Raw genomic sequence first — 20,765 nt, forward strand, 5'->3', positions numbered from 1 at the left:
TCCGGAATCGGTCCTAGAGTGTTGGCCATGGCTATCGCACGCTTCCCCGCCGTCGTACTCGACTGCCCCGATCCGAAGACCCTGGCCGAGTTCTACAGCGCCCTGCTCGAGTGGAAAATCGAGCGGAACGACGACGACTGGTGGTCCATCCGCGCCGATTACGGTGATTCGCTGGCCTTCCAGAAAGTCGACTCCTACAGGGCGCCACAATGGCCCGGCCAGGACGTCCCGCAGCAGATGCACCTCGACGTCGTGGTCGATGACCTCGACACCGCTGAGGCGGCTGTGCTCGAGCTCGGCGCGACCAAGCACGAATACCAGCCGGGAACGTCATTCCGGGTCTTCCTCGACCCGGCGGGTCATCCTTTGTGCCTCTGCCTGGACTGATTTGACTTGCAGGGTGGGCAGCGCTGCGGGGTGCCGAGGTCTCTGCCACGAGGCTATCGGATACCGGCTCCGCTGCGGTTTCCGTTAGAAGTCTGGTCACAGTTGTCGATCTGCGCTTCTGGCGCGCGTCGTATGAGTAAGAGCCCGAATGGAAGGGCTTTCTGGCAGCGACGAAAGGAACAGACCAATGTCCAAGAACCAGCCCACCAACGCTCAGCCCGAGACGACCGACGAGATCCGCAGCCTCTTCGCCGAGATCTACGCCGCATGGGCAGACAATGATGCGGATGCTTTTGTGGCACCGTATCGGGACGATGCCACGGTGGTTATGCCGCGAGCGTATCACCGCGACAAGGAGGAGATCCGGAGTTCCATGGCTGCCGGCTTCCAGGGTCCGCTCAAAGGTTCCCGGGCGGTTGATGAACCTCTGAGTATCCGCGTTATCGGGGGCCACACGGCGATCGTAGTCAGCAAGGCAGGCATTCTCATGGCGGGAGAGGCCCAACTCCCGGTCGACCGGGAAGTCATTGCCACGTGGGTATTGGTTCGAGAGGATGGGCGTTGGCTCGTCGCCTCGTATGCCAATGCGCCCGCCCACTGAAAATCGTGTCGAAGAGCTGAATCCGCAAGGTGTTCGGTGTTCATGGAGCGAAAACTCAAACCAGAGTTCAGACGAAGGGACTGCGAAATGTCAAAGTATTTGGTCCTGATCTTCCAGGACGAAGTGGCCACGAAAGAAGTCGCGGGCGAGACGGTCAGCGCCGACTACCAAGCGTTCATGCAGCGCCGCGGGCGGTCGCTGCTCGGCGGGGCCGCACTCGAGCCGGCGGAGACGGCGACGTCCATCCGGCGCGACGGGTCCGGCGGATTCTCGGTGACGGACGGCCCCTTCGCCGAGTCGAAGGAGACGCTTGGCGGCTACTACCTGATCGAGGCCGCCGACCTCGATGAAGCGCTGGAGATCGCAAAGGAGGTTCCCGCCGGGGTCGGAGTCGAGGTTCGGCCCGTGCGAGTGGCAAGCTGATGCCGGCCGCCAGCTCAGAGGTCGCTGCTGCGGTCGCGGAGGCGCACCGTCGGGAGTGGGCGTTCGTGTTGGCGGCCACCGTGCGTATTGCCGGTGATATCGACACAGCGGAAGAAGCCGTGCAAGATGCGTACGCCAGCGCATTGTCGACGTGGGGTACGCGTGGCATCCCGGAGAACCCTGGAGCCTGGCTCACCGTGACCGCGCGGCGACGAGCAGTGGACATGCGCCGACGCGCCGCGACCGCACAGCGGGCGCTCCCCAAACTTTTCGACCCGGAGGTCCAGTCGCTCGACGACCCGGGCCGCGAGACGGAAGACATCACCGATGACCGGCTGCGGTTGATATTCACGTGCTGCCACCCCGCCCTCGCGCCTGACGCGCAGGTCGCCCTGACGCTACGCCTTTTGTGCGGGCTGTCCACGGCGGATGTCGCGCGGGCGTTTCTGCTACCGGAGGCGACGATGGCTGCACGGATTACCCGGGCGAAAAAGAAGATCGCGGCCGCGCACATCCCGTACCGCGTGCCGCCCGCGTCCGAGCTGCGCGAGCGTATTGACGGCGTACTGTCCGTGATCTACCTGGTGTACACGACCGGGCACACCGCCCCATCAGGAGCGAACCTGATGCGCAGAGATCTCGCCGAACGAGGCCATGAGCTGGCGAGAATGCTGCGCGTCCTGCTTCCCGGCGACCGCGACGTCGCAGGGCTTCTCGCCCTCGTGCTAATGACCGACGCCCGCAGGGGCGCCCGGCTCGATGAGCACCGTGAACTCGTGCTGATGGAGAACCAGGACCGATCAAAATGGGACCGATCGGCCATTGATGAAGGGGTAGCGCTCCTGCACGAGGCTTTGAATATACGGCCACCGGGCCGTTTCGCTCTCATGGCGGCGATCGCGGCCGTCCATGACGAGAGCAAGTCGTGGTCCGATACAGACTGGCAGGAGATCCTGGGTCTCTACGACCTGCTCATGGAGACGTGGTCCTCTCCGGTCGTCACACTTAATCGGGCCATCGCCGTCGGCTTCGCGGTGGGCCACGCGGAAGGTTTGGCCGAGCTGGATGCGCTCGGAGCCGAACCGCGACTCGCCCGATACCCGTATCTTCCCGCTGCACGCGCCGACTTCCTGACCCGGCTAGGCCGTTTCGACGAGGCCCGGGTCGCCTTTGAAGAGGCGCTAATCCTCACCGAGAACGACACCGAACGAAACTACCTCCAGGCCCGACTGAGTGAACTGATGGAATGAATCCAGCAGGCACCAATCCGTCGGGCATCTCCACCGGTGGCGCAATTTGTCGGTCTGACGGGGCCACCGTGTGCGCTGGTCAGGCACGGTCGTGGAGGGTGATTTGGTATCCGTCGGGGTCGGCGAAGGTAAAGGTACGCCCGAAGGGGCCATCGAACGGTTCAACCACGATTTCGGTACCGGCTACCGCTACATGTTGAGGACGTGCGTAGCTTCGCTGCAACCGGCTACCGCAGAAGACGTCGCGACTTGGAAGTGAACAGGTGACCGATAAAGCTCGGCGCCCTTGTGCGAACACATCGGTCAGGATCGGAGAAGCGGTCAGTGGGGCCTCCGCATAAAGTCGAAATCACGAAGCAACCCACCTCACTGAAGGACATGCCATGACCGCCATCGAATCAGTCACTCTCGAAGTTCCCGACCCCGCCGCCGCAACCGCTTTCTACGACGCCGCCTTCGGATTGGGTCCGCGGGTGCGCGTGCGCGCCTCGGACGCTCCTACTGACGGCTTCCGTGGGTTCACGCTGTCGCTCGTCGTGTCGCAGCCGTCCACCGTCAGCAGCCTCATCGACTCCGCTGTGGAAGCCGGCGCCACGACGCTCAAGCCGGTCACGAAGTCATTGTGGGGCTTCGGCGGCGTCGTACAGGCTCCGGATGGCGCGATCTGGAAGGTCGCGACGTCGGCGAAGAAGGACAGCGGTCCGGCCACCCGAGAGGTAGACAAGATCGTGCTCCTGGTGGCGGTCGCGGACGTTTCCGCGAGCAAACGGTTCTACGGCGACCGGGGCCTTTCCGTTGGGAAGAGCTTCGGCAAGTACGTCGAGTTCGCCATGCCATCGAGTCCCGTCCAGCTCGGGCTCTACGCGCGCCGCGCCCTCGCAAAGGACGCCGGCGTATCGCCCGAGGGCACCGGATCGCACCGACTCGCGATCGGCAGCGACGCCGGCCCGTTCACCGACCCGGACGGGTTCGCGTGGGAGTCCGCCTAAACCGCGAAGGAGAAGCCGTGCTTTTTCTCTCAACTGGTAACGACGTTCTCGCTCCAACCGCGTATGAAGTCATAGTGACGGTGCTGGCTTTGGCCTCAGTTGTCGTCTTTGTCTGGGCCTTGATTGTGCTCGCGCGCAGCGCCAGGAGTCTGACGAAACAGGAACTGGTTCTCTGGCTCTTGCTGGTCCTGTTCATTCCGCTCATCGGCCCGGTGGCTTGGATCGCAACCAGCGTGAAGCATCGGAAGCGATCTTTGATTTCCTAAGTAGGGGCCCTACCGCGATTCCCATCGGAACCAGCGGATTCCGGTGAAGGCGAACACCCCGATGTAAGCGACGCACGCCAGGAGCGAGCCGGTGTCCTGGCCGCTCCAGGCCGACTGGTTCAGGACATCCGAAAAGAGTGTCATGAGGCCTCCGACCGGAGACCAGTCGGAGATTACCTTGATCGTGTCGCCAAGGATGCCGGTTCCGCCGAAGACGCCGAGGAGCAACAGGACGATCATAAGCAGCCGGCCGATCGCGCTGATGGCGTTGCTGGATCGGATCAGGCCAACGAGTGCTTGTCCTATCGCCAGGAAGACGGCGGCCCCGAGTATGGCGACGGCGATGACCAGGAGGTACTGGCCGGCATTCAGTGTGAGGCCGTGAACGATCGCACCGACGATCACCACGATGATGGAAGCGATCAGGTTGGTGACGACCTGCACGATGAGGCGGCTGGTTATGATCATCCAGTTCGGCGCTGGGGTTACCCGCAGCCTTTGCAGCACGCCGATGTCCCGGTCGTGTGCCAAGGTCAGCGTGAAGCCGAGCAAGCACGACGTGAGCAGACCGAGGGTCAAGGCCAAACCGATGATGAGGGTTGATCCTCCAAGCCGCGATTGCCCTTTGCCGAAGGTTGTGGCCACGAGGATCACGATCGGCAGCAGGGCGCTGAGGACAAGCGAGGTCTTGCTGTTGAGCATCACAATGGAGTCCGCGCGAAGCAGCGAACCCATCGCTAAACCGAGCGGCGGGCGCGCGGTATCGACCCTGGCGTTAGTCACGGATCTCACTTCCTGTCAGCCCGATGAAGACGTCTTCCAAGGTGGGCGCACCGTGGGCCACTGAGAGCACGCGCGGATCCTCCCGGTGCTTGTCGATCAGCTCCGATGGTTCTCCGACCGTGAGAAGCACGCCATGATCGATGATTGCCACCCGGTCGCACACGGCCTGTGCTTCTTCCATGGAGTGTGTAGTGAGGAGAATGCTGTTGCCTTCGCCACGAAGTTCTTCGATGCGACGCCACAGTCCGCGGCGTGATTGCGGGTCCAGCCCTGCGGTTGGCTCGTCCAGCAGCAGGAGAAGGGGGTTGTGGATGGTGGCAATGAACAGCGCGAGGCGTTGCTGCTGGCCGCCCGACAACTGTTTGAACCGTTTGCCCAGCTCCTGTTCGAGCCCGATGGCCCGCATACTCGTGCCGATCTGCTCACTCGAGAGGTTGACCCCGTAAGCCCGCCGTAGAGCTTCGCTATCTGTTGAATGGTCAGTTCGGCCTGGAAGCTTGAGGACTGCAGTTGCACCCCGAGGCGCGCTTTCGCGTCCAGTGGCTCTTGTTGAACGTCGATTCCGTCCACCAGCAGCCGCCCGGATTTCGGCTTAACCAAGCCCTCGATGGCACTGAGTGTGCTCGTCTTGCCTGCACCGTTCGGACCCAGCAGGCCGAAGATCTCACCGCGACGAATCTGAAAACTGACGCCGTCGACGATGGTCCGCTCGCCATAGGCGACGCGTAAGTCGCTGATGTCCAAAACCGGCGGTTGTGCCGGCACATTCACTTCACTCATCGAGCCGCATCCCTCTCAGGGTGGCCGAAGCGCCCAATGGCAGGGGGCAGTTGCAGCGAGTCTATATCCGGGAGCCTGAGGTTTTGGTGAGAGAAGACAAATGCCTTGCAAATTTGTAGCGGCCGAGATTTCGGACGATTCTCGGTACTTCCTGGCCGCTGCGATCTTCATATAGAGCCTCAAGCTATCGGGCGAGCCGTGCTGAAGGCGTGCAGCCTCTAACTGTCCTGGTGCGACCCCCGAACACTCACACGCCCCGCCGAGTGAGTTCACAGATTGCCCCCAATTGACACTCAAATTGGGCTCTTCGATTACTCAATTTGTGTATTTTCGCCACTCACGCGCCAGTTCCGGCGCTAGTCTTCCATGCACTGGCAGTGGGGATTACGAGCCTGGTGGGCAGCAGATGGAAGTATTGGTTCGGCCGCTGATTCTAAGCCCGTCATCACAAATCGATGAGAGAGAAGCATGAAAACGTCCTTAAGAAGAGGCCTTTTTGCAATCGGATTGACGGCAACACTTTTAGTGTGCGGTATCGCTCCATCACCTGCACTTCCGCCTCAATCGGAGGACGGCGCGATTTCAGTCGCTCCGGAACTAAAAAATCACGCGGCCCTCCCGGAACGGGTGGTCTCAGTCAGAAATGGCGTCGAGTATATCTCGGCGGGAGGAAATGAGATTTCGTTCCCGACTACGGGCGATGGATTTGTGGAATTGAAGAGTGACGCCACAAAGATCAAGGTTGGACTGCCTGCTTCGTCGGATTCACAAGGCACTCGAGGCTCGGTTGGTGTCACGTACCCTCATGGCAGGGATGCAACGACCGTCATACCTAAGACGGACGGTTCAGTTCAGATTGCTACGACAATATCAGGGCCCGAGTCACCGACGGAGTTTGCGTACCCTGTCGAGCTGCCGTCGGCGGCGAAATTGGAAGTGACGGACGCCGGATTCGTGGTTGCTACCGATCAGGCAGGCGGGTTCCTAGGTGGCTTTTCTGCCCCATGGGCGAAGGACTCTGCAGGAAAGGCGATACCGACTCGCTACGAAGTGCACGGCACCAAACTGATACAGAAAGTAGAGCATCTTAGGGCTGGCGTCCAATACCCCGTTGTGTCGGATCCATGGCTTGGTGTGGACCTTTATCATCAGCCCTGGTGGAACAGCAGGAATGGCGGTTGGACCGTGAATGTTACGCCGACCGCCTGGGGAGTAACGTTTTCGAACGCTACGACTTGGTGGGCGCATCGCGACGAGGTCCGATCCAAGATGGGGGCCGATTCATGGCGCTGGACCGGTTCAATTGAACAGCAGTTCTATTGCCATATCGCTGGCCTGCCACTTTCACTACCCGAGTACAATCTCGAGTCATGGCGGCCTGCCTGGAATTGGTTAAGAATGGCACGATACAATTGCAATTACCCGGAAGGTGGGTGGGGATCAATTTGGCGTTAGGACGAAATGATATTTACCCGGCAACTATGAGATGGGGAGCCCTTCGTGGCGGCATCCAAGATGAAAACTGCTTTAAAGACTTCAATCACAATCGCGATTCTAGGCGCCGCCATTTCAGCCGTTAGCCTTTTGACGTACTTCGTACGATACTCACAGCATGACGCAAAGATCGGCCTGATTCCTTACGACGACTATCTTGAACTTACGAGAATGACGCTGATCGAGAAGTACTTCCTGGCGGCTGGCTCAATATCGTTCTTGATAGCGGCGGTCGTTGCAATAGTTATCCTCGTTCGAATTCGCAGGCGCCGACAGTAATTTTTCGGTCGGTCGAGACATCGCCATGAGCCACTTATGGCAGACGAAAGGGGTCCGCTGCTTCAGAGCAGCGGACCCCTTTTGCTGGCCAGGCTGTCACCGCCTGATCTCTATGCCGCTAGGGGCGCCAGAGGAGGGGAGACGGGAGCTAATTCCCGGGTGACAGGACAGTGACGCCGGCGTCAAGGGCAGCGGCGAGAAGTTCGCCGTCGTAAGCCACCAGCAGATCCGCCTGGAGCCTGATCGCGGTTGAAGCTCGGTGTAGAGAAGCATCGAAGCTACGAGGCGGCTTCCGCTTGCGGACGCAGTTGAAAATACTCAGCGACGGCTGGGGATTCCGGCTCGCGATCGGCAGCGACGCCGGCCCGTTCACCGACCCGGACGGGCTCGCGTGGGAGCCAGCATCAGTCTGAGCGGGCGTGATGCCGCTTCAAACAACCCGATCCGCCCGCTCCCAGTGGTCCCGCAACAACGCGCCGAGCCGGTCGGGTTCGATACGGTGCGGGGGATCGAAATGGTGGCGGTGCGGGAACACTTCGAGGCGGAAGTCCGGGAACACCGTGGACAACCGCTCGGCAACCTCGCCATAGTCGTCCGGGTTGCTCAGGCCGCCAAGGACGAAGAACACCGGCCGGTCGAACGCAGCAAGTCGCGCCCTATCCAGATCGTAAATTTTGAAGTCCCGCAGAAACGCCCTGATCCCCGCCGGCCGCTTGGCCATCCATGGCGGCGGTCCGCCTTCGGGCGGTGGCGGAAGGACGACGTCGGGCTTCACTCCCAGCCTCATGAACGCGGCCATGAACTGATCAGGCGGCAGCGTTTCCAGCGTCTCGTATTCCTTCCAAAGCTGGGCGTGCGCCGGACTCCAACCCCAACTACCCGCCCACGCGGGCTCCAGGAGCGTCAGGCTGAGCAGGCGCTCGGGGTGCTTGGCAGCGAAGGCCAAAGAGGCGGCTCCGCCTCCCGAATAACCGAGTAAGTGGAACGTCTCCCAGCCACGGGCATCGGCCTCGCGAAGCACACCGTCGATCTCCGTGTCCAGGCTCCAGCCGGGCGGCGGCTCGGCGCCGTCGTACAGTTCCAGGTCCTTCGCGACGGTGTCGACGTCGGGACCCAGCGCTTCGATCAGCGCCCCGTAGGCGGGTTGGGCGGGAAGAACGCTCCCCGGAAGAAGGACGACCCGAATCGGCTCCATGGCGGAACTCTACGCCGGTTAGGTCGCCAAGGGAGCGGAGAAGGGCTATCTTCCGGGTGAGAGGACGGTGACGCCGGCGTCAAGCGCAGCGGCGAGGAGCTCGGCGTCGTAGGCCACCAGCAGATCAGTTTGGAGCCTGATCGCAGTTGCCAGATGGATCGCATCCGCGCTCCGCAGCCGGCCGGGAAGCGCGGCGGCATACATCAGATCGGAACGCGCAACATCCACCAGGTTGATGCCGCTCAGGACGGTATTGACTGGTTCTGAGCCCAGTCTCCGCCGCCGCGCCGCGCAATGAAGCTCGGTGTAGAGAAGCATCGACGCGACGAGGCGGTTTCCGCTTGAGGCCGCAGTCGAAAGGTACTCGGCGACGGCTGGGGATTCGGGCTCGTCGACCAGAAGCTTGAGGATCGCCGAGGTGTCCACATAGGTGATCACCGATCGCCACGCAGATCTTCCAGCATGTCCGAGGTGCTTATCTCGCTCTTGATACGGGGCACAAGCCTGAAATCCACGGGACTCTCAGCGGCAGCGCGGACGCCTCCTGACTGCAGCAGTCGCTCGAACGGCGAAGCGGAAGGCGGAATGAGCGTGGCCGCAATTTCCCCGTTGTTGGTCACATCGATGATTTCGCCGTTTTTGACGCGCTCCAGAATCTTGCTGCTGTTGTTGCGGAGTTCGCGGTGCGGGATCGTGGTCATTTGGTGCCTCCGTAGCAATCGTAGCACTGCCCGTGATGCGCGGTTTGGTTCCGGTTCAGATAGGCCCGGCAGCAATCCGTTCCAGCGCCCAGTCCCAACGAATCAGCTCCTGTTCCAGGCGGAGGCCGTTTCCGTAGCGGTCGTTTCCCAGCGACTTGTAGACCTCCGCTTCCTCTGCGGTGAGCCTCGCCAATTGGGCCCGTGACGGTGACACTTCCACACTCCACGCCTCCCGATGGGCGAGCAGCGTCGCCTCATCCATGAGAACGCTGGACACGTGCGGGTGAACAGAGCGGAGCTGATCCAGGATCCGGAAGCCGTGTGTGTCCAGATCTCCCCAGTACAGGACCTCGCAGTCCCGTAGCCACTCGGCGTCCCGCAGCGCTGAGAAGCCATAGCCGGCGCCAAACAACGCCATTGACTGTGGTCGATCCGGAAGGGCAAGGAAGTTCACCAGATTCTCGGTGATGAGCACAGAGGTGACGGGGAGTCGGAGCGTACTGAATGCCTCTGCCGTGACCATAACGTCGCGAGCGTCGCCCAACAGCGGAATGTCGGGGTCCAGCAGCCGGAAGCGCACGAGTTCGGGCGGATGCAGGAAACCATGACGCTCGGCGAACCGGGCTGCCGGTGTGCGCGCTATCGGGCTGAGCAGCGGGCCGTCAGTTCCGTCCAAGGCAGCGTCCGAAACAGCGCCGTCCGAAGCAGTGACACCGGCCTCAAGCAGATCATCCTCCGGCGGCCTGTGCTGCAGTACGGCCAGCATTTCGTCAATGACCCGCCGATGAGTCTCGATGAACTTCGTGTGGACTCCGGGAAGGCTCAGTTGCCTTAGATAGATCCCCGGTCCGGGATTCGCCCTCAGCCACAGCGCTATCCGCGCAGCGGTCAGGGCGGCATCGCTTAGAGCCAGCAGTTGAAGGGGGCGTTTCATTGCCCAGGCACTTAGTGCCGGATCCACACCGGCAAGCCGTTCGGCCAGTGAACGGACCTGCCCCAGCTCCCGGGTCTTGCCCGCGAAGGCAACCTCGTCCTCCACCCTCGCGAACACTGCCGCGGCGGGAAGGTGGTTGGAACCGATCGTGGTCCGCCCGACGTCGACCGTTTCCAAAGTGTAGGTCCCCACCGAGGCGAACAACTCAGTTGCCCACTCCCGTGCGGCGGCATAGTCGTCCCGCAGCTCGGCGGCCGAGGGCCGCTTCAGCGCACGACGGCGGGGGTACGCTTCTGTTGGTTCCAGCGCCTCGCGCAGCAGTTGCCCACGTTCCCACGCGGCAGCGGAGAGCGAACGCAGCCCCGCCAGCGTGGTCCAGGTCCGGGCTGCACCCGTGTTTTTAGCCGGCACGGCGATCCCGTTCCTCGCGGTATTCCGTGATGGTCATGTTTCGGAGCTGGGAGTCGTTGCCGTCGGTGTTCGCTACGAAGCCCACGTGTGCTACAAAAGGCTCGATCACGTGGATCTTTTGTAGCGGCGTGACGATCAGTAGCTGTAGCTTCATGCGCTGGAAGAGTTCCAGGCCGTACCGCGCGGACTCGTCCGAGCCGCGGCCGAACGCCTCGTCAATGACCACAAAGCGGAAGCTGCGACCCTTCGCCGCACCCTTCCCCACGCTCTTTCCGGATGCAAGTCCGAACTGGAAAGCCAACGCGGCCGCGAGGATTGTGTAAGCCAGTTTTTCCTTCTGGCCGCCCGACTTTCCGCCGGAGTCGGTGAAATGCTCGAATTCTTCATCGGTCTCGGTCCACTTTTCCGAGGCTGAGAAAGTGAACCAGTTCCGCACGTCCGTTACTTTGGCTGTCCAACGCTCGTCGAGCGCCGTGTAACCATCCCGTCCACGGAAGCGTTCGATCAGCCTCTCCACCTGCAGGTACTTCTGTTCGGAATACTGGTCTTCGTCGCCGATAGTCCCCTCGGAGCAGGCCCGCAGGTCGATCCCGAACTGGCGCACATCCAAATCGGTCGAGCTCTGGTGCTCCAACTGGATATGCCTGCCCGGGTTGTATTCGATTCCCGCCAAGGACACGTTGATCTCACCGATCCGACTCACGATGTCCTGACGCCGGCTGTCCAGGAAGGCGTTGAATGCCACCACCTCGTGGATCGTGTTCTGGGTCAGGGACTCTTTGAATCGCGCCTCGAAACGTGGCAGATCGTCCTTCTCCAGCTGCTCAAGCAGCCGGTTGAACTCTTGGGCTGCTTCCAGCGAGGCGTCGATGTCGGTGGTTTCGTTGGGGTACTTGCCGCGGAACTCCGTCATCAAGCGAACGGTAGATGCTGCTGCCGTGGCGATGCGTTTCGTGAGCGCATCGATCGACGCGGTCAGCCCCGAGCGGACGGAGCTCTCGGCGGTGCCCGTGTTCTTGTACGTGAGTGTCCTCTCGCCGAGCACCTCGGCGGCGAGCCTCGCGACGGCGGCCAGTACGCCGCCGTCGTCGGTCATCGGATGCTCCAGCAGCGCCAGGCGGCATTCCTCGATCCCCGCAGCGATATCTTTGGCGTCCTTCTCGTTGGCACCGAGTCGCTGCTGGATTTTGTTCGACTTCTCCTCGAAGCGTCCGAGCTTCCCGCTCACCTCGGTCTCTTTGGCCGTCAGTTGCTGCAGCACGCTGCTGGCCGACTGGAGTTCGTTCCTTTCCGCCTTGAGATCCTCGATCCGCCGCGCGGTCAGTTGCCAGCCGATCTCAGCGAAATCGGCCACAGAGCGGATCGTTCCGAGCTGCTGGTTCCGGCGCCCGAGAGCGCCAAGGGCGGCGTCCACTTTGCCCAGCTGGGTTTCGACCACGCTGGCCTTGCCGTCCACCTCGTCCCGCTCGGCGAGGAAACGAGTGATCTTGTCATGGTTGTCCCAGCCGAGGACGTAATTGCGCGGGTCCGCGAGATCCCGGCGATCATCCTTCTCATGCCTGCCCCTGCCGCCCTTGAGCTGGCCGTTGACCGTCAGGGCTTTGGGGTAGCGGCGGAAGTCCTCCATGGTCTCGCAGCAGACATAGTCGAACCGGGTGCTGAGTTCGTCCAGAAGGAAAGTGCGGAAGGGAGTGCCTTGCTTGATGGCGATTTTCGCCGCCAGTGTCCCTGCGTCGGCAGGCCGCGCCGCGTTCGAATCTCCGACCCTCAGGTAGACCAACCTGGCCCGGAGATTATTGGAATCCACCCAAGCGCTAACCGCAGGATAGTGCTCGGCAGAGACCAGCAGGGATAACGCGAAACCACGCAATGTTCTTTCCGCTGCGCCCTCCCATTCCGACTCGCCGTCGCGCACCCGCAGCAGTTCGCCGGCATAAGGCAGCGCCGTTTCCGCGACGCCGATTCCCTCACACAGCCGACGGCGGAGCTCCAGTTGGGCGAGCGGCAGCAGGGTCTGGCGGGACTGCAGGCTAGCTAGTTCGGCGTCGATGTCTGTCTTGCGGCTGCTGAGTTCGGACCGCTCCAAAGTCAATCCGGTGCGGCGTTCCTGCAGCCCACTGGACTCAGCAACAAGCTCCTGTTCCACCTCGCCCAAACGCGCCCGGTTCGCGTCGAAGAGCACACGGTCTTCCGGCATCCTCAAACCGAGTTCGACGGCGGCGGCGGAGTATTGCTCGAAGCGCTTGCGTTGGGAGCGGGACTCTTCCTCCAGCCGTGCGATGTCGGCGTCGATCGCGGCGAGCCGGCCCCCACCGTTGGTTCGGATGTCCTCCTGGACCACTGAGAGTTCATGGCGCAGCCGCGACATGTCCGCGCTGAGCTGGGTGCTGTCCTCCAGCAGTTTGACCCCGGTGTTTTCCAGCTCCCGCTGGTGTTCCAGGCTCAGCGTCAGCTGCTGATCCGTGAACCACGGATGCAACTGGTCGCGCTGCTGCCGGGCAAGGGCGTCTTCGCCACTCAGCTGCTCATGCACTGCGGCACCGTCACGGATCGGCTTCAGCAAGCCGATCTGGTCCTTCGCCTTCAACACGGCCTCGTGGGCCTTCTTGAGGTCGTCGAAGTGGTGGATGAGGTTGTCGATGCGCGACTTCACGTCATCGTCTTCGAGCATGTTGCTCCGCACGAAGTGGGTGATGTTCTCCACCTGTTTCATGGAGACGGTGCGGTGGAACAGATCCATGGCCTGGTTGCCGCTGATGCCGAAATGACGCTTGAAGGCCGCGGCGTAGGGGTCAAAGGTGTCATGGACGGCCGTGCCCGCGGCACGAAGCTTCTTTTTCAGCTTGGCCGGATCCTGTCCGAAGTTGGAGAAGTCTTCCGCAATGGACTGTTCAGTTTCGGCCAGCGAGTAGAAGCGGCTGGGCTGGCCCGCTTCTTGCATTGTCCAGAGGGTGACGGCAAGCGTGACGGACTTCTTGAGGACCGCGTTGTGGAAGACGCCGAGGACTACCGTGAGGGCTCCAGGTGCCCGGAGTGCCACGGGTTTGGAGTACTCGCCGCCGGTGCTGCGCGTGCTCTTGTGGAAGCCGCGAACGTACGACATGAGCGTGCGTTCGCGTTTCTGGGCGCCCGCGGCTTTGTTGTAGTCGATCCGGTTGGCAGGGAGCAGGAGCGTGGTGATCGCATCAACTACCGTGGACTTCCCCGAACCGATGTCGCCGGTCAGAAGGCTATTGGCGCCATCCAAACGGAAGGTGCGGACCCCGCCGTGGAATGTTCCCCAGTTGAGCAGCTCCAGGCGGTGCAGCCGGAAGCCCGGGAGGGCGCCGTCGTCGTCCTTTTGCCCCGACGGGAGCTCGTCCAAGCTGAAGAGGCCGTCCTGCAGCTCGGTGGTCATGCGACTTCCGTTTCCGTTGAAGCTGCCGGCTTCTGCCCGGTGAGTGAGCGGCGGTAGTCCGCCAGCCGGGCGTCGAATTCTTCCAGCCACTGGGCATCCACGTACGCCTTGAGGATGCGCGCCACCTCGTAGGTGCCGGTTTCTCCGCGCAGTTTCCGCAGGAAACCGAGCTCTACGACCTTCTTGATGTTGGCACCCAGCTTGTCCAGGATCCGGGCCTCATTGCTGGACTCGGGCAGGAACACCGAAACCATGTCGGCGATTTCCTGTTCCGTCATGATGAGCCGGGTCTCGCTGCTATTCGTGTCGAACTCGAGCATCCGGGCACGCAGGAGGGCCAGGAGCAGGCTGACATCGAAGGTCAGTTGGCGTCGGGGGATAAGCCGGGGGAGCGTGACATCGGGGTCCTCCCGCGATTTGAGGAAGGCGTAGCCTTCGGATTCGTCCAGGATCAGGTCCAGTCCGAGGACCGCAACATAGTCGCGGACCTGGGAGGCCAAGGCCAGAAGCGCCTGCCAGGTCTTCTCGTCGGTTTCGGAATAGACCACGCCTTTGAAGAGCCTCGTAACGACGCCGGGCAGTTCCTCGGGAGTGCGGGTGTCCGGTTCCATGATGGTGTTCATGCAGGCCTCACAAAGATGATCTGATCGATTGTCGCTTCGCGGATGCTTCCGTCCGGCAGGGACCAGGACAGTTGCTGCGTCGCCTCCGGGTTGATGTTCGCCCATTCCGACTCGGCAGCCAATTGGTAATAGGCAACCAACTCCGCCAGGCCCTGCGACAGGGGATAGGCGGCGGTAATGTCAGCCAACGTGGCCTGGTCCGCGTCCTCCAGGACCGCATCGATGTGGGACTTGAGATGCTCTTTGTCCACATAGAACTGACTGAACAAGGCGCCGGCGTCAACATCGGCGTCGTCGGCGGTGACGACGTCGTCCATCACCAGGACCCTGCTGCCCGGCTCGTAGAGGGGACGTTCAAACGGCAGCGCGACATCCACCGACGGCGCGGCGATCTCCATGAAAATGCCCGACGGCGGTTGGGCTCGGGTGGTGAGGGCGGTCGACTCGACGCTTCGGATCAATTGCATGATCCGCTTGTTTTCCAGGAAGACCTTGTCGTCCAGGAGCCTGCGCATTTGCTGGGACAGTTGGCGGACAGTGGCTTGTGTCTGCTCGACGGCAGGGAGCCAGTCCTGGTGGAGATTGGCTACGGCATGGAGATTGTCCATGCGCGACAGTGCTTCGATCTGTGTGGCCCGCTGCAGAAGGTCCAGTAGCTCCGTCCGGAGTTGTGGCGACATGAGGTAGTCCCAGAATCCCTGGAAGGTGCGCCCCTGCAGAGAGCTGCCAATATCCTGCTGGTTGGCAAAAATGGAGTCGAGGAGCTCGCCTTGGCTGCCATCCCACGTGGCGATCTGCTCGCGCACCTGGCGGTCCAGCCGCCGGAAGTTTTGTTCGACTTCACGGAAGTCGGAGAGCAAGTCTTTTGCCAAAGTGGTCAGCTGTTGGAAGTGGTCCAGTGCTTCCGGAGCGCTCATGACCTTGATGTTGCCCTCGCGTAGGCGCTGCATTTCGGCGTCGATCCCGTCGCGCTGGCGCTGCAGTTCTGCCAAGCGCACTTCCGGGTCTGTCTCGGATTGCTGGACGAGCGTCTTGAGTACGGCGAAAATGCTGGTCAGGCGGGACTGGGTGGCTACGAACTCCCTCCCGCGCAGGTTTTCGACCCACCGCACCACGTCTTCCGCGGCTGCGGTGAGATCATAATGGGGTTCGTCCTCGCCGGGAACGTAGTACTTCCGCAGCCAGGCCCGCTCCGGATCGGCCCAATCGTCGAGGTATTCCGCCGCTTGGCGGGGAAATTTTCCCTCACCGAAGGACTCGCGGACGCCGAACAGCACATCCTCCAGAATGTCGACGAGTTGCTCGCGGCCGATGTTCCGTTGGTTGGGGCCGGTAAACGCGGCCATGAAGAAGTGCACAGCCAGCGGAGCGTTCTGGGCGCGAAGCAAGGCCCATCCTGCATGGTTTTCACGCAGTGAATTTATTGCGCAGTAATCCATATGATCCTCTGGTTTCGGCCAGGCAGGCCGCGTTCATGCAAGGGGCACTTCAGTGGCAGCACTCCGTGACTCTAGGCTAAGCGAGGTCCCGGACATTATTGGGGTCAGCGTGTGCGTAGGCGTCCAGTTGGCGGCGCGCGTTACGGCGCGCGGCAGATGAAGGTTTTTAACAAATAGTAGCCATCCGCCGAAAGCCCTGTATGCTTGTAGCTGTTGTTGTGTTTGGCATTTGGTAGTTCAGGCAGTTCCCGCGGTTCATCAACCGCGACCTTCTGAAGTAACGGTGGAGAACACCCCACACCGGAGGCCCGACAGTCGGGACAACCTCCACCTTCAGTAAGGAAACTGAAAAAATGGCTACAGGTATCGTCAAGTGGTTCAACTCTGAAAAGGGCTTCGGCTTCATCTCCCCGGAAGATGGCAGCCAGGACGTTTTCGCTCACTACTCTGCAATCAACTCGGGCGGCTACCGCTCCCTCGAAGAGAACCAGAAGGTTTCCTTCGATGTCGAGCAGGGCCCCAAGGGTCCCCAGGCAGTAAACATCCAGGCTCTCTAAGCTTCGGATTTCAAAAAGCAGGGCCGGTCAATGACCGGCCCTGCTTTTTTATGCCTATTTCCGGGTTGAGTGACTACTTCGCGACGCGCAAATTACCCGGGGATGCGCTAGATCCCTGTCGACCCCTGAATACGGAATACAGGTGTCGGCAGGGATTTGGCGTGCCGCCCAGCTTTTGCTGTAGCGCTCGGCCCTGGGCTTGGTCTTGTCCGTCCCGGGATCGTCTTCGCTCGGATGTGGGATTCTGCTCAATCACTCGAATGGACAAATGCCGGGCCCGTGGAATCACGGGACCGGCAACTTCGGCGAAGAGAATGATCCAGCAGAATCCGACGGTGTCCCGAGGTTGTCCTTTGTAACCCTTATTCGCAGGCTATGCCGTCGCCATCCCTATCCAACGCAGGCCGGTATCCTGGCTGCCCCCGATAGATCGGTGCGGCGCCGGCGGCCCGGGCGGCCGTACAGTTCGCGTAGTAGACGGACGACGGCGCCACGGGCGGCGCGACCGGCTGTACCTGCCTCGCCTGGGCTTGGTCTTGTTGTGCCTTCGCTGCGGCAGCATCGGCGTCGGCCTTTGCCTGGGCCGCAGCCTGAGCTGCCGCTGCCTGAGTTGCTGCGGCATCGGCAGCCGCTTTGTCAGATGCGGCCTTGTCTGCCGCCGCCTTCGCCGCCGCTGCGGTTGCTGCCGCACGTGCATCCGTCACTCGCTTGGACTCTGAGCTTTCCATCCAGAGGAGGACTCCCGTGTCCGACTTGGTGCAAATGAACTGCTTGGGTGGATAGCTCTCTGTTGCGTTCTCCGTCACGCAGGACACTGACTTTGGCGCGGTCGGCGTCGGCGTTGGTGTTGGGGTGGGAGTCGCCGAAGCCGAAGCCGATTGGGTGGCGCCGGCCTGCGAAATTGTTGGGCTAGCTCCGCCACACGCGGCAAGGGAGAGCGCTGCGGCTATTGAGGTGACGATGGCAAAGACCTTGAAGCCGGCCTTGCGAGATTTCAAAAAGTCGTGCGACGCGTGTTTTATTTCCCCGTTGTTTTTTGGCGCGCGAGTATTCATTTATTGCCCCCAATGATTCAGTTTTCGACGCGAATGTCAGCAGATCCTAGCATCTGAAATGCGAGAAAAGAAGAAGTTGTCCACATAGATGGGATGGCCTCTTGACGGGGCTCTCAAGAGTGCGGCAAAGGGTCGAGATTAGAAACTATGTTCGATCTATAAAAAGAAGACTCGAATAAATATCCACATGCGCGAGGTTCGGTCTAGAGGCGGCCACGAAACCCTCGTAGCGTCGAAAGCAACAGACCACCACCAGGGGAGTCATGGAGAAACCACTGCCAAACGTCACCTCCTTGGACGCCGGGGGAACACTGAGTTTTCATTGGCGCACACGGAGATGCGGAACAAAACCCCACGTCGGCACACGTAGACGCCTCCCGGCGCACACTGAGTTTCGCCAAAACCACACTTAGACGGCGGTTTCGGACTTTACGGTTTCCCTTGGAACGAGGTTCGTCAGCGCACCCGGGGGTTCCGTGGGAGTGCTTGGGAGTCCCCCTGCCAACGCCCGGCTTTGGGCAGGAAACAGTTGAATCGTCTGGACCTCGCACCACCTAGGGCCGGAGAGTGCTGGATTAGCGCATCAGAGAAAGTTGGATCGCGAGTGTTCGATCAAGAAGTTCGGCGAACGCTGGACTACGTTGCTCGCGGAATGATGGTTCGAATTGTCGGCGCGCCTGGCAGCGGCCGAACGAGTGTCGCGCAAAAAGCTATCGCCGATCTGGAAAAGACCGGAGCAACGGTCTACTCCATTTCGGGACTCCGCTCACATCGCGGAATACCTTTTGGTGGAATACATAGCCTGAGCCTGGATATTCGAATTGGCCAATTGGGAGTTCTCGGTGTTGCTGACACCCTGGCAAGCCGACTCTCGAGGCCAGGTGAGCGTGTGCTTGTAGTCGATGACCTCGAGTTCGTCGACACGGAGACTGTGGCGGTTCTGGACGCCGTCCGGCGTCGGACAAAACGGCCCATGATCGTCACCATGAGCGAGTCTTCGATCTACTCGGTGGCCCAGCCTGCGGTGCTCAGCCCCGGCCCGGAAGCCAGGGTTCACCTGAGTCCGCTTCGATACGAGCAGGTGAACGAGCTCCTCACCGACATTCTGGGAGCTCCTGCGGACGCCGACACCACTGCCCGGATCCTCACGAAATCGGCAGGGAACCCCCGGCTTGTGGTTCGCATCGCGGAAACGGCTTCCCTCAGCGGCTTGATTGTCCTCCGCCATGGGCAATGGCATATGACGGGCGAGACCCTGTGGAACGAGCACCTCCATGGCACGGTGGAATCCCTCCTCGAAGGACTTGAACCCGACGAACTCACGGGCCTTCAGGCCATGGCCATCGCCGGGACAACGCCCCTCGATGTACTGCAGCAGGTAGTCCATTCCGACGTCCTCGACAGGCTCGAACAGCGCGGCCTCATTTCCGTCATGGAAGATCTCCACAACACGGTCTGCGCTTCGATCACGCCGCCGGTCCTGGCCGACTACTTCCGCGGTCAAAGGGTTCTCACAAGCAGGCGGGTCCTGAAGAGTCGAATCACCCGAGCCCTCAGCGGTTTGCCCCAGGAATCGCACGTTGACGTCAACTCGGCTGATTCGCTGATGAGGGTACTGGCCGCGCTGCGCCTTGAACGGAGCTCAGACGCAGCCACGGCCCGCCATTTTCATGAGCAAGTTTCCGTCCTGGAGCGCCAGCGCTACGAGCTGTGGAATGCCGACAGATCGGTATCGAATGCTGTGGCCCTTCTGAAGGTCTACTGGGGCTCGCCTATTGACGCATCGAGGATTGAGCGTGTCCTTTCCCAGACCTTGACCTCGGAAGGAGAATCGTGCGATCTCCTGTTCCTGGCATTTACCAAAGCGCTTTGGGCGATCCATAAAGGCAAAGGACTGGATTCTGCAGCCGGCGCCCTCAGGAGCTTCGGGGAGGAACGTCCCAAATGGTCCGCGGAGGCCGAAGCGGCGGAGCTATTCCTCGTGGCGTCCTACGATCGAATGCCGGAGAACCTCGACGAAATCTTCGCGCGGCTCCACGATCGTCACCCTGAAAGCGGTGTCATATCCAGCATCCGAGGCATCTTGGAACTCTACCGATTCAAGCCTTCCGCCGCCCTCAAAGCCATCGACACTTCAGGCGGGGTAAAGGGCATTCCGGGAATCGAGCCGTTCATCCGCGGAATGGCATTGTTCTCCTCGGGGCGGATTGAGGAGTCAATTGTCTTTGCGCTTGACCAGCGCGCAGAAGCCCGCCGCAACCTGGACCAATTCGGGATGGTTTCCAACACGTATGTGGCTGCCCAGGCCCTGATCTACCGCGGCTATTTCGACGACGCCGAATACCTCATGGGCAGTGTCTTTGCCATGGGGCGGCCAGGCTTCCTGGTGGCTTCCCTCCACGATGCCATGCTCAGGCTCGCCGGGCTAAGGACGGCGACGTCCGCGATCTTGCCTGCGGCGACCCTTGCCACCCAGGCGAGGCGCGAAGCTGATGACATCGGCCCACTCCCCGGAACCGCTAGAGGAGTGTACGAGCTCGTCGCCGCGCGGCCCCTCATCCCAGCTGTATTCGACGGGAAGGCCGCGAAACTCATTCAACGGCAGCTCGAACGTGGCTATGTCCTTGAGGCGATCCATTCCGCGCTTTTCTTCACGTGCCTGCTCCCTGGCCGCAAGGTTCTCGAACTCCTTCGGCAGACCTTGAAAGAGTATGCCCCGTCCACTTCCCATGATCAGCTTTTGGCAATTGCCGGTGCGGTGGTGGAGGACGACCACCAGATGCTAGGCGTGCTGCTCGAGCATTACGAGCCCGACGTCGATTTCTACCAGGTACGGATGCTGCTCCGCGGTGCTTTCAAGCGGTATGCATTCGTGGACGACACCATCGGTGCGGCCGCGATGGACCGGGCATACTCCATGTTCGCGACACGATATCCGTCCCCGGATGAGCCCGTCGCGTTTAGCTCCGGAAGCTATTCGCCCCTGACTGTCCGGGAAATCGAGATAGCAGCCCTGGCCGGTCATCGCTCCAACCCCGAGATCGCCGAGCACCTGGGAATCAGTATCAGGACCGTGGAAAGCCACATCTCCAACGCGCTGCGCAAGACAGGAAGCCCGTCGCGCACGGCCCTCTTTGACCTTGTCCGGGATTCTGCTCCGTTCCGCGAGAAGCGGCCTTCCGAGTGAGCCGGCAAATGGGC

At 61.4% G+C, this 20,765-nt stretch carries 19 protein-coding genes and 2 pseudogenes; 9 read left to right on the forward strand and 12 right to left on the reverse strand.

Annotated features, from left to right (window positions below; translation table 11 throughout):
* Positions 1-27: 27 nt before the first annotated feature.
* From AC4CS3_RS21320 to AC4CS3_RS21335, 4 genes are all read left to right on the forward strand, one after another.
* Positions 28-387 (forward strand): VOC family protein, encoded by a 360-nt coding sequence (locus AC4CS3_RS21320; RefSeq protein ID WP_490785112.1) that lies wholly within the window; start codon positions 28-30, stop codon positions 385-387.
* Positions 388-574: 187 nt separating this feature from the next.
* The gene (locus AC4CS3_RS21325) at positions 575-988 is read left to right on the forward strand and encodes an SgcJ/EcaC family oxidoreductase (protein WP_490785113.1); all 414 of its coding nucleotides are present in this window, start codon (positions 575-577) and stop codon (positions 986-988) included.
* Positions 989-1,075: 87 nt separating this feature from the next.
* On the forward strand, positions 1,076-1,411 hold the full coding sequence (locus AC4CS3_RS21330) for a YciI family protein (protein WP_490785114.1): 336 nt from the start codon (positions 1,076-1,078) through the stop codon (positions 1,409-1,411).
* Positions 1,411-2,661 (forward strand): RNA polymerase sigma factor, encoded by a 1,251-nt coding sequence (locus tag AC4CS3_RS21335; RefSeq protein WP_490785115.1) that lies wholly within the window; start codon positions 1,411-1,413, stop codon positions 2,659-2,661. Before AC4CS3_RS21330 ends, AC4CS3_RS21335 begins: the two co-directional genes overlap by 1 nt.
* A gap of 79 nt (positions 2,662-2,740) precedes the next feature.
* On the opposite strand, the pseudogene AC4CS3_RS21340 reads toward AC4CS3_RS21335, so the two are convergent.
* Positions 2,741-2,842, reverse strand: a pseudogene (locus AC4CS3_RS21340) (VOC family protein); the annotation flags it as partial.
* Between the two features lie 202 nt (positions 2,843-3,044).
* Here AC4CS3_RS21340 and AC4CS3_RS21345 point away from each other — a divergent pair.
* Complete coding sequence (locus tag AC4CS3_RS21345) at positions 3,045-3,650, forward strand: VOC family protein (protein WP_490785116.1); 606 nt, start codon at positions 3,045-3,047, stop codon at positions 3,648-3,650.
* A 17-nt stretch (positions 3,651-3,667) separates the two neighbouring features.
* Positions 3,668-3,916: a PLDc N-terminal domain-containing protein gene (locus AC4CS3_RS21350; protein WP_490785117.1), complete on the forward strand. Its 249-nt coding sequence runs from the start codon at positions 3,668-3,670 to the stop codon at positions 3,914-3,916.
* 9 nt (positions 3,917-3,925) lie between these two features.
* Here the strand turns inward: AC4CS3_RS21350 and AC4CS3_RS21355 are convergent, their stop codons facing one another.
* From AC4CS3_RS21355 to AC4CS3_RS21365, 3 genes and pseudogenes are all read right to left on the reverse strand, one after another.
* Entirely contained in the window at positions 3,926-4,699 is a 774-nt protein-coding gene (locus AC4CS3_RS21355; RefSeq protein WP_490785118.1) for an ABC transporter permease, read from the reverse strand.
* Positions 4,692-5,117 (reverse strand): AAA family ATPase, encoded by a 426-nt coding sequence (locus tag AC4CS3_RS21360; RefSeq protein ID WP_490785136.1) that lies wholly within the window; start codon positions 5,115-5,117, stop codon positions 4,692-4,694. Before AC4CS3_RS21360 ends, AC4CS3_RS21355 begins: the two co-directional genes overlap by 8 nt.
* A 32-nt stretch (positions 5,118-5,149) precedes the next feature.
* Positions 5,150-5,479 (reverse strand): annotated as a pseudogene (locus AC4CS3_RS21365) (ATP-binding cassette domain-containing protein); the annotation flags it as partial.
* Positions 5,480-5,947: 468 nt separating this feature from the next.
* On the opposite strand from AC4CS3_RS21365, the gene AC4CS3_RS21370 reads away from it, so the two are divergent.
* Entirely contained in the window at positions 5,948-6,934 is a 987-nt protein-coding gene (locus AC4CS3_RS21370) for a DUF2599 domain-containing protein (protein WP_490785119.1), read from the forward strand.
* Positions 6,935-7,682: 748 nt separating this feature from the next.
* Here AC4CS3_RS21370 and AC4CS3_RS21375 read toward each other — a convergent pair.
* The 7 genes from AC4CS3_RS21375 to AC4CS3_RS21405 are packed head-to-tail and all read right to left on the reverse strand — an operon-like array spanning position 7,683 to position 15,952.
* Positions 7,683-8,447, reverse strand: coding sequence for an alpha/beta fold hydrolase (locus tag AC4CS3_RS21375; RefSeq protein ID WP_490785120.1), 765 nt, complete (start codon positions 8,445-8,447; stop codon positions 7,683-7,685).
* 45 nt (positions 8,448-8,492) lie between these two features.
* Entirely contained in the window at positions 8,493-8,885 is a 393-nt protein-coding gene (locus tag AC4CS3_RS21380) for a type II toxin-antitoxin system VapC family toxin (protein ID WP_490785121.1), read from the reverse strand.
* Positions 8,882-9,148: a type II toxin-antitoxin system Phd/YefM family antitoxin gene (locus AC4CS3_RS21385; protein ID WP_490785122.1), complete on the reverse strand. Its 267-nt coding sequence runs from the start codon at positions 9,146-9,148 to the stop codon at positions 8,882-8,884. The genes AC4CS3_RS21380 and AC4CS3_RS21385 overlap by 4 nt, the downstream gene beginning before the upstream one ends.
* A gap of 55 nt (positions 9,149-9,203) precedes the next feature.
* Entirely contained in the window at positions 9,204-10,493 is a 1,290-nt protein-coding gene (locus AC4CS3_RS21390; protein WP_490785123.1) for a Wadjet anti-phage system protein JetD domain-containing protein, read from the reverse strand.
* Positions 10,483-13,890: an ATP-binding protein gene (locus AC4CS3_RS21395; protein WP_490785124.1), complete on the reverse strand. Its 3,408-nt coding sequence runs from the start codon at positions 13,888-13,890 to the stop codon at positions 10,483-10,485. The genes AC4CS3_RS21390 and AC4CS3_RS21395 overlap by 11 nt, the downstream gene beginning before the upstream one ends.
* On the reverse strand, positions 13,887-14,513 hold the full coding sequence (locus AC4CS3_RS21400) for a DUF4194 domain-containing protein (RefSeq protein WP_490785125.1): 627 nt from the start codon (positions 14,511-14,513) through the stop codon (positions 13,887-13,889). The genes AC4CS3_RS21395 and AC4CS3_RS21400 overlap by 4 nt, the downstream gene beginning before the upstream one ends.
* Entirely contained in the window at positions 14,510-15,952 is a 1,443-nt protein-coding gene (locus AC4CS3_RS21405; protein WP_490785126.1) for a DUF3375 domain-containing protein, read from the reverse strand. Before AC4CS3_RS21405 ends, AC4CS3_RS21400 begins: the two co-directional genes overlap by 4 nt.
* Positions 15,953-16,305: 353 nt before the next feature.
* Here AC4CS3_RS21405 and cspE point away from each other — a divergent pair, with 353 nt between their 5' ends.
* Complete coding sequence (cspE, locus tag AC4CS3_RS21410) at positions 16,306-16,509, forward strand: transcription antiterminator/RNA stability regulator CspE (protein WP_028266315.1); 204 nt, start codon at positions 16,306-16,308, stop codon at positions 16,507-16,509.
* A gap of 362 nt (positions 16,510-16,871) precedes the next feature.
* On the opposite strand, the gene AC4CS3_RS21415 is transcribed toward cspE, so the two are convergent.
* Positions 16,872-17,315: an excalibur calcium-binding domain-containing protein gene (locus tag AC4CS3_RS21415; RefSeq protein WP_490785127.1), complete on the reverse strand. Its 444-nt coding sequence runs from the start codon at positions 17,313-17,315 to the stop codon at positions 16,872-16,874.
* A gap of 1,138 nt (positions 17,316-18,453) precedes the next feature.
* Here AC4CS3_RS21415 and AC4CS3_RS21420 point away from each other — a divergent pair.
* Positions 18,454-20,751, forward strand: coding sequence for a helix-turn-helix transcriptional regulator (locus AC4CS3_RS21420; RefSeq protein ID WP_490785128.1), 2,298 nt, complete (start codon positions 18,454-18,456; stop codon positions 20,749-20,751).
* Positions 20,752-20,765: the final 14 nt, after the last annotated feature.

This window comes from Arthrobacter sp. SE2, assembly GCF_058244265.1.

Coding starts and splice junctions, on each gene's coding strand:
- AC4CS3_RS21335 (WP_490785115.1), top strand. CDS start 1,411: ATGCCGGCCGCCAGCTCAGAGGTCGCTGCTGCGGTCGCGGAGGCGCAC.
- AC4CS3_RS21405 (WP_490785126.1), bottom strand. CDS start 15,952: ATGGATTACTGCGCAATAAATTCACTGCGTGAAAACCATGCAGGATGG.
- AC4CS3_RS21330 (WP_490785114.1), top strand. CDS start 1,076: ATGTCAAAGTATTTGGTCCTGATCTTCCAGGACGAAGTGGCCACGAAA.
- AC4CS3_RS21345 (WP_490785116.1), top strand. CDS start 3,045: ATGACCGCCATCGAATCAGTCACTCTCGAAGTTCCCGACCCCGCCGCC.
- AC4CS3_RS21395 (WP_490785124.1), bottom strand. CDS start 13,890: ATGACCACCGAGCTGCAGGACGGCCTCTTCAGCTTGGACGAGCTCCCG.
- AC4CS3_RS21385 (WP_490785122.1), bottom strand. CDS start 9,148: ATGACCACGATCCCGCACCGCGAACTCCGCAACAACAGCAGCAAGATT.
- cspE (WP_028266315.1), top strand. CDS start 16,306: ATGGCTACAGGTATCGTCAAGTGGTTCAACTCTGAAAAGGGCTTCGGC.
- AC4CS3_RS21370 (WP_490785119.1), top strand. CDS start 5,948: ATGAAAACGTCCTTAAGAAGAGGCCTTTTTGCAATCGGATTGACGGCA.
- AC4CS3_RS21400 (WP_490785125.1), bottom strand. CDS start 14,513: ATGAACACCATCATGGAACCGGACACCCGCACTCCCGAGGAACTGCCC.
- AC4CS3_RS21325 (WP_490785113.1), top strand. CDS start 575: ATGTCCAAGAACCAGCCCACCAACGCTCAGCCCGAGACGACCGACGAG.
- AC4CS3_RS21320 (WP_490785112.1), top strand. CDS start 28: ATGGCTATCGCACGCTTCCCCGCCGTCGTACTCGACTGCCCCGATCCG.
- AC4CS3_RS21375 (WP_490785120.1), bottom strand. CDS start 8,447: ATGGAGCCGATTCGGGTCGTCCTTCTTCCGGGGAGCGTTCTTCCCGCC.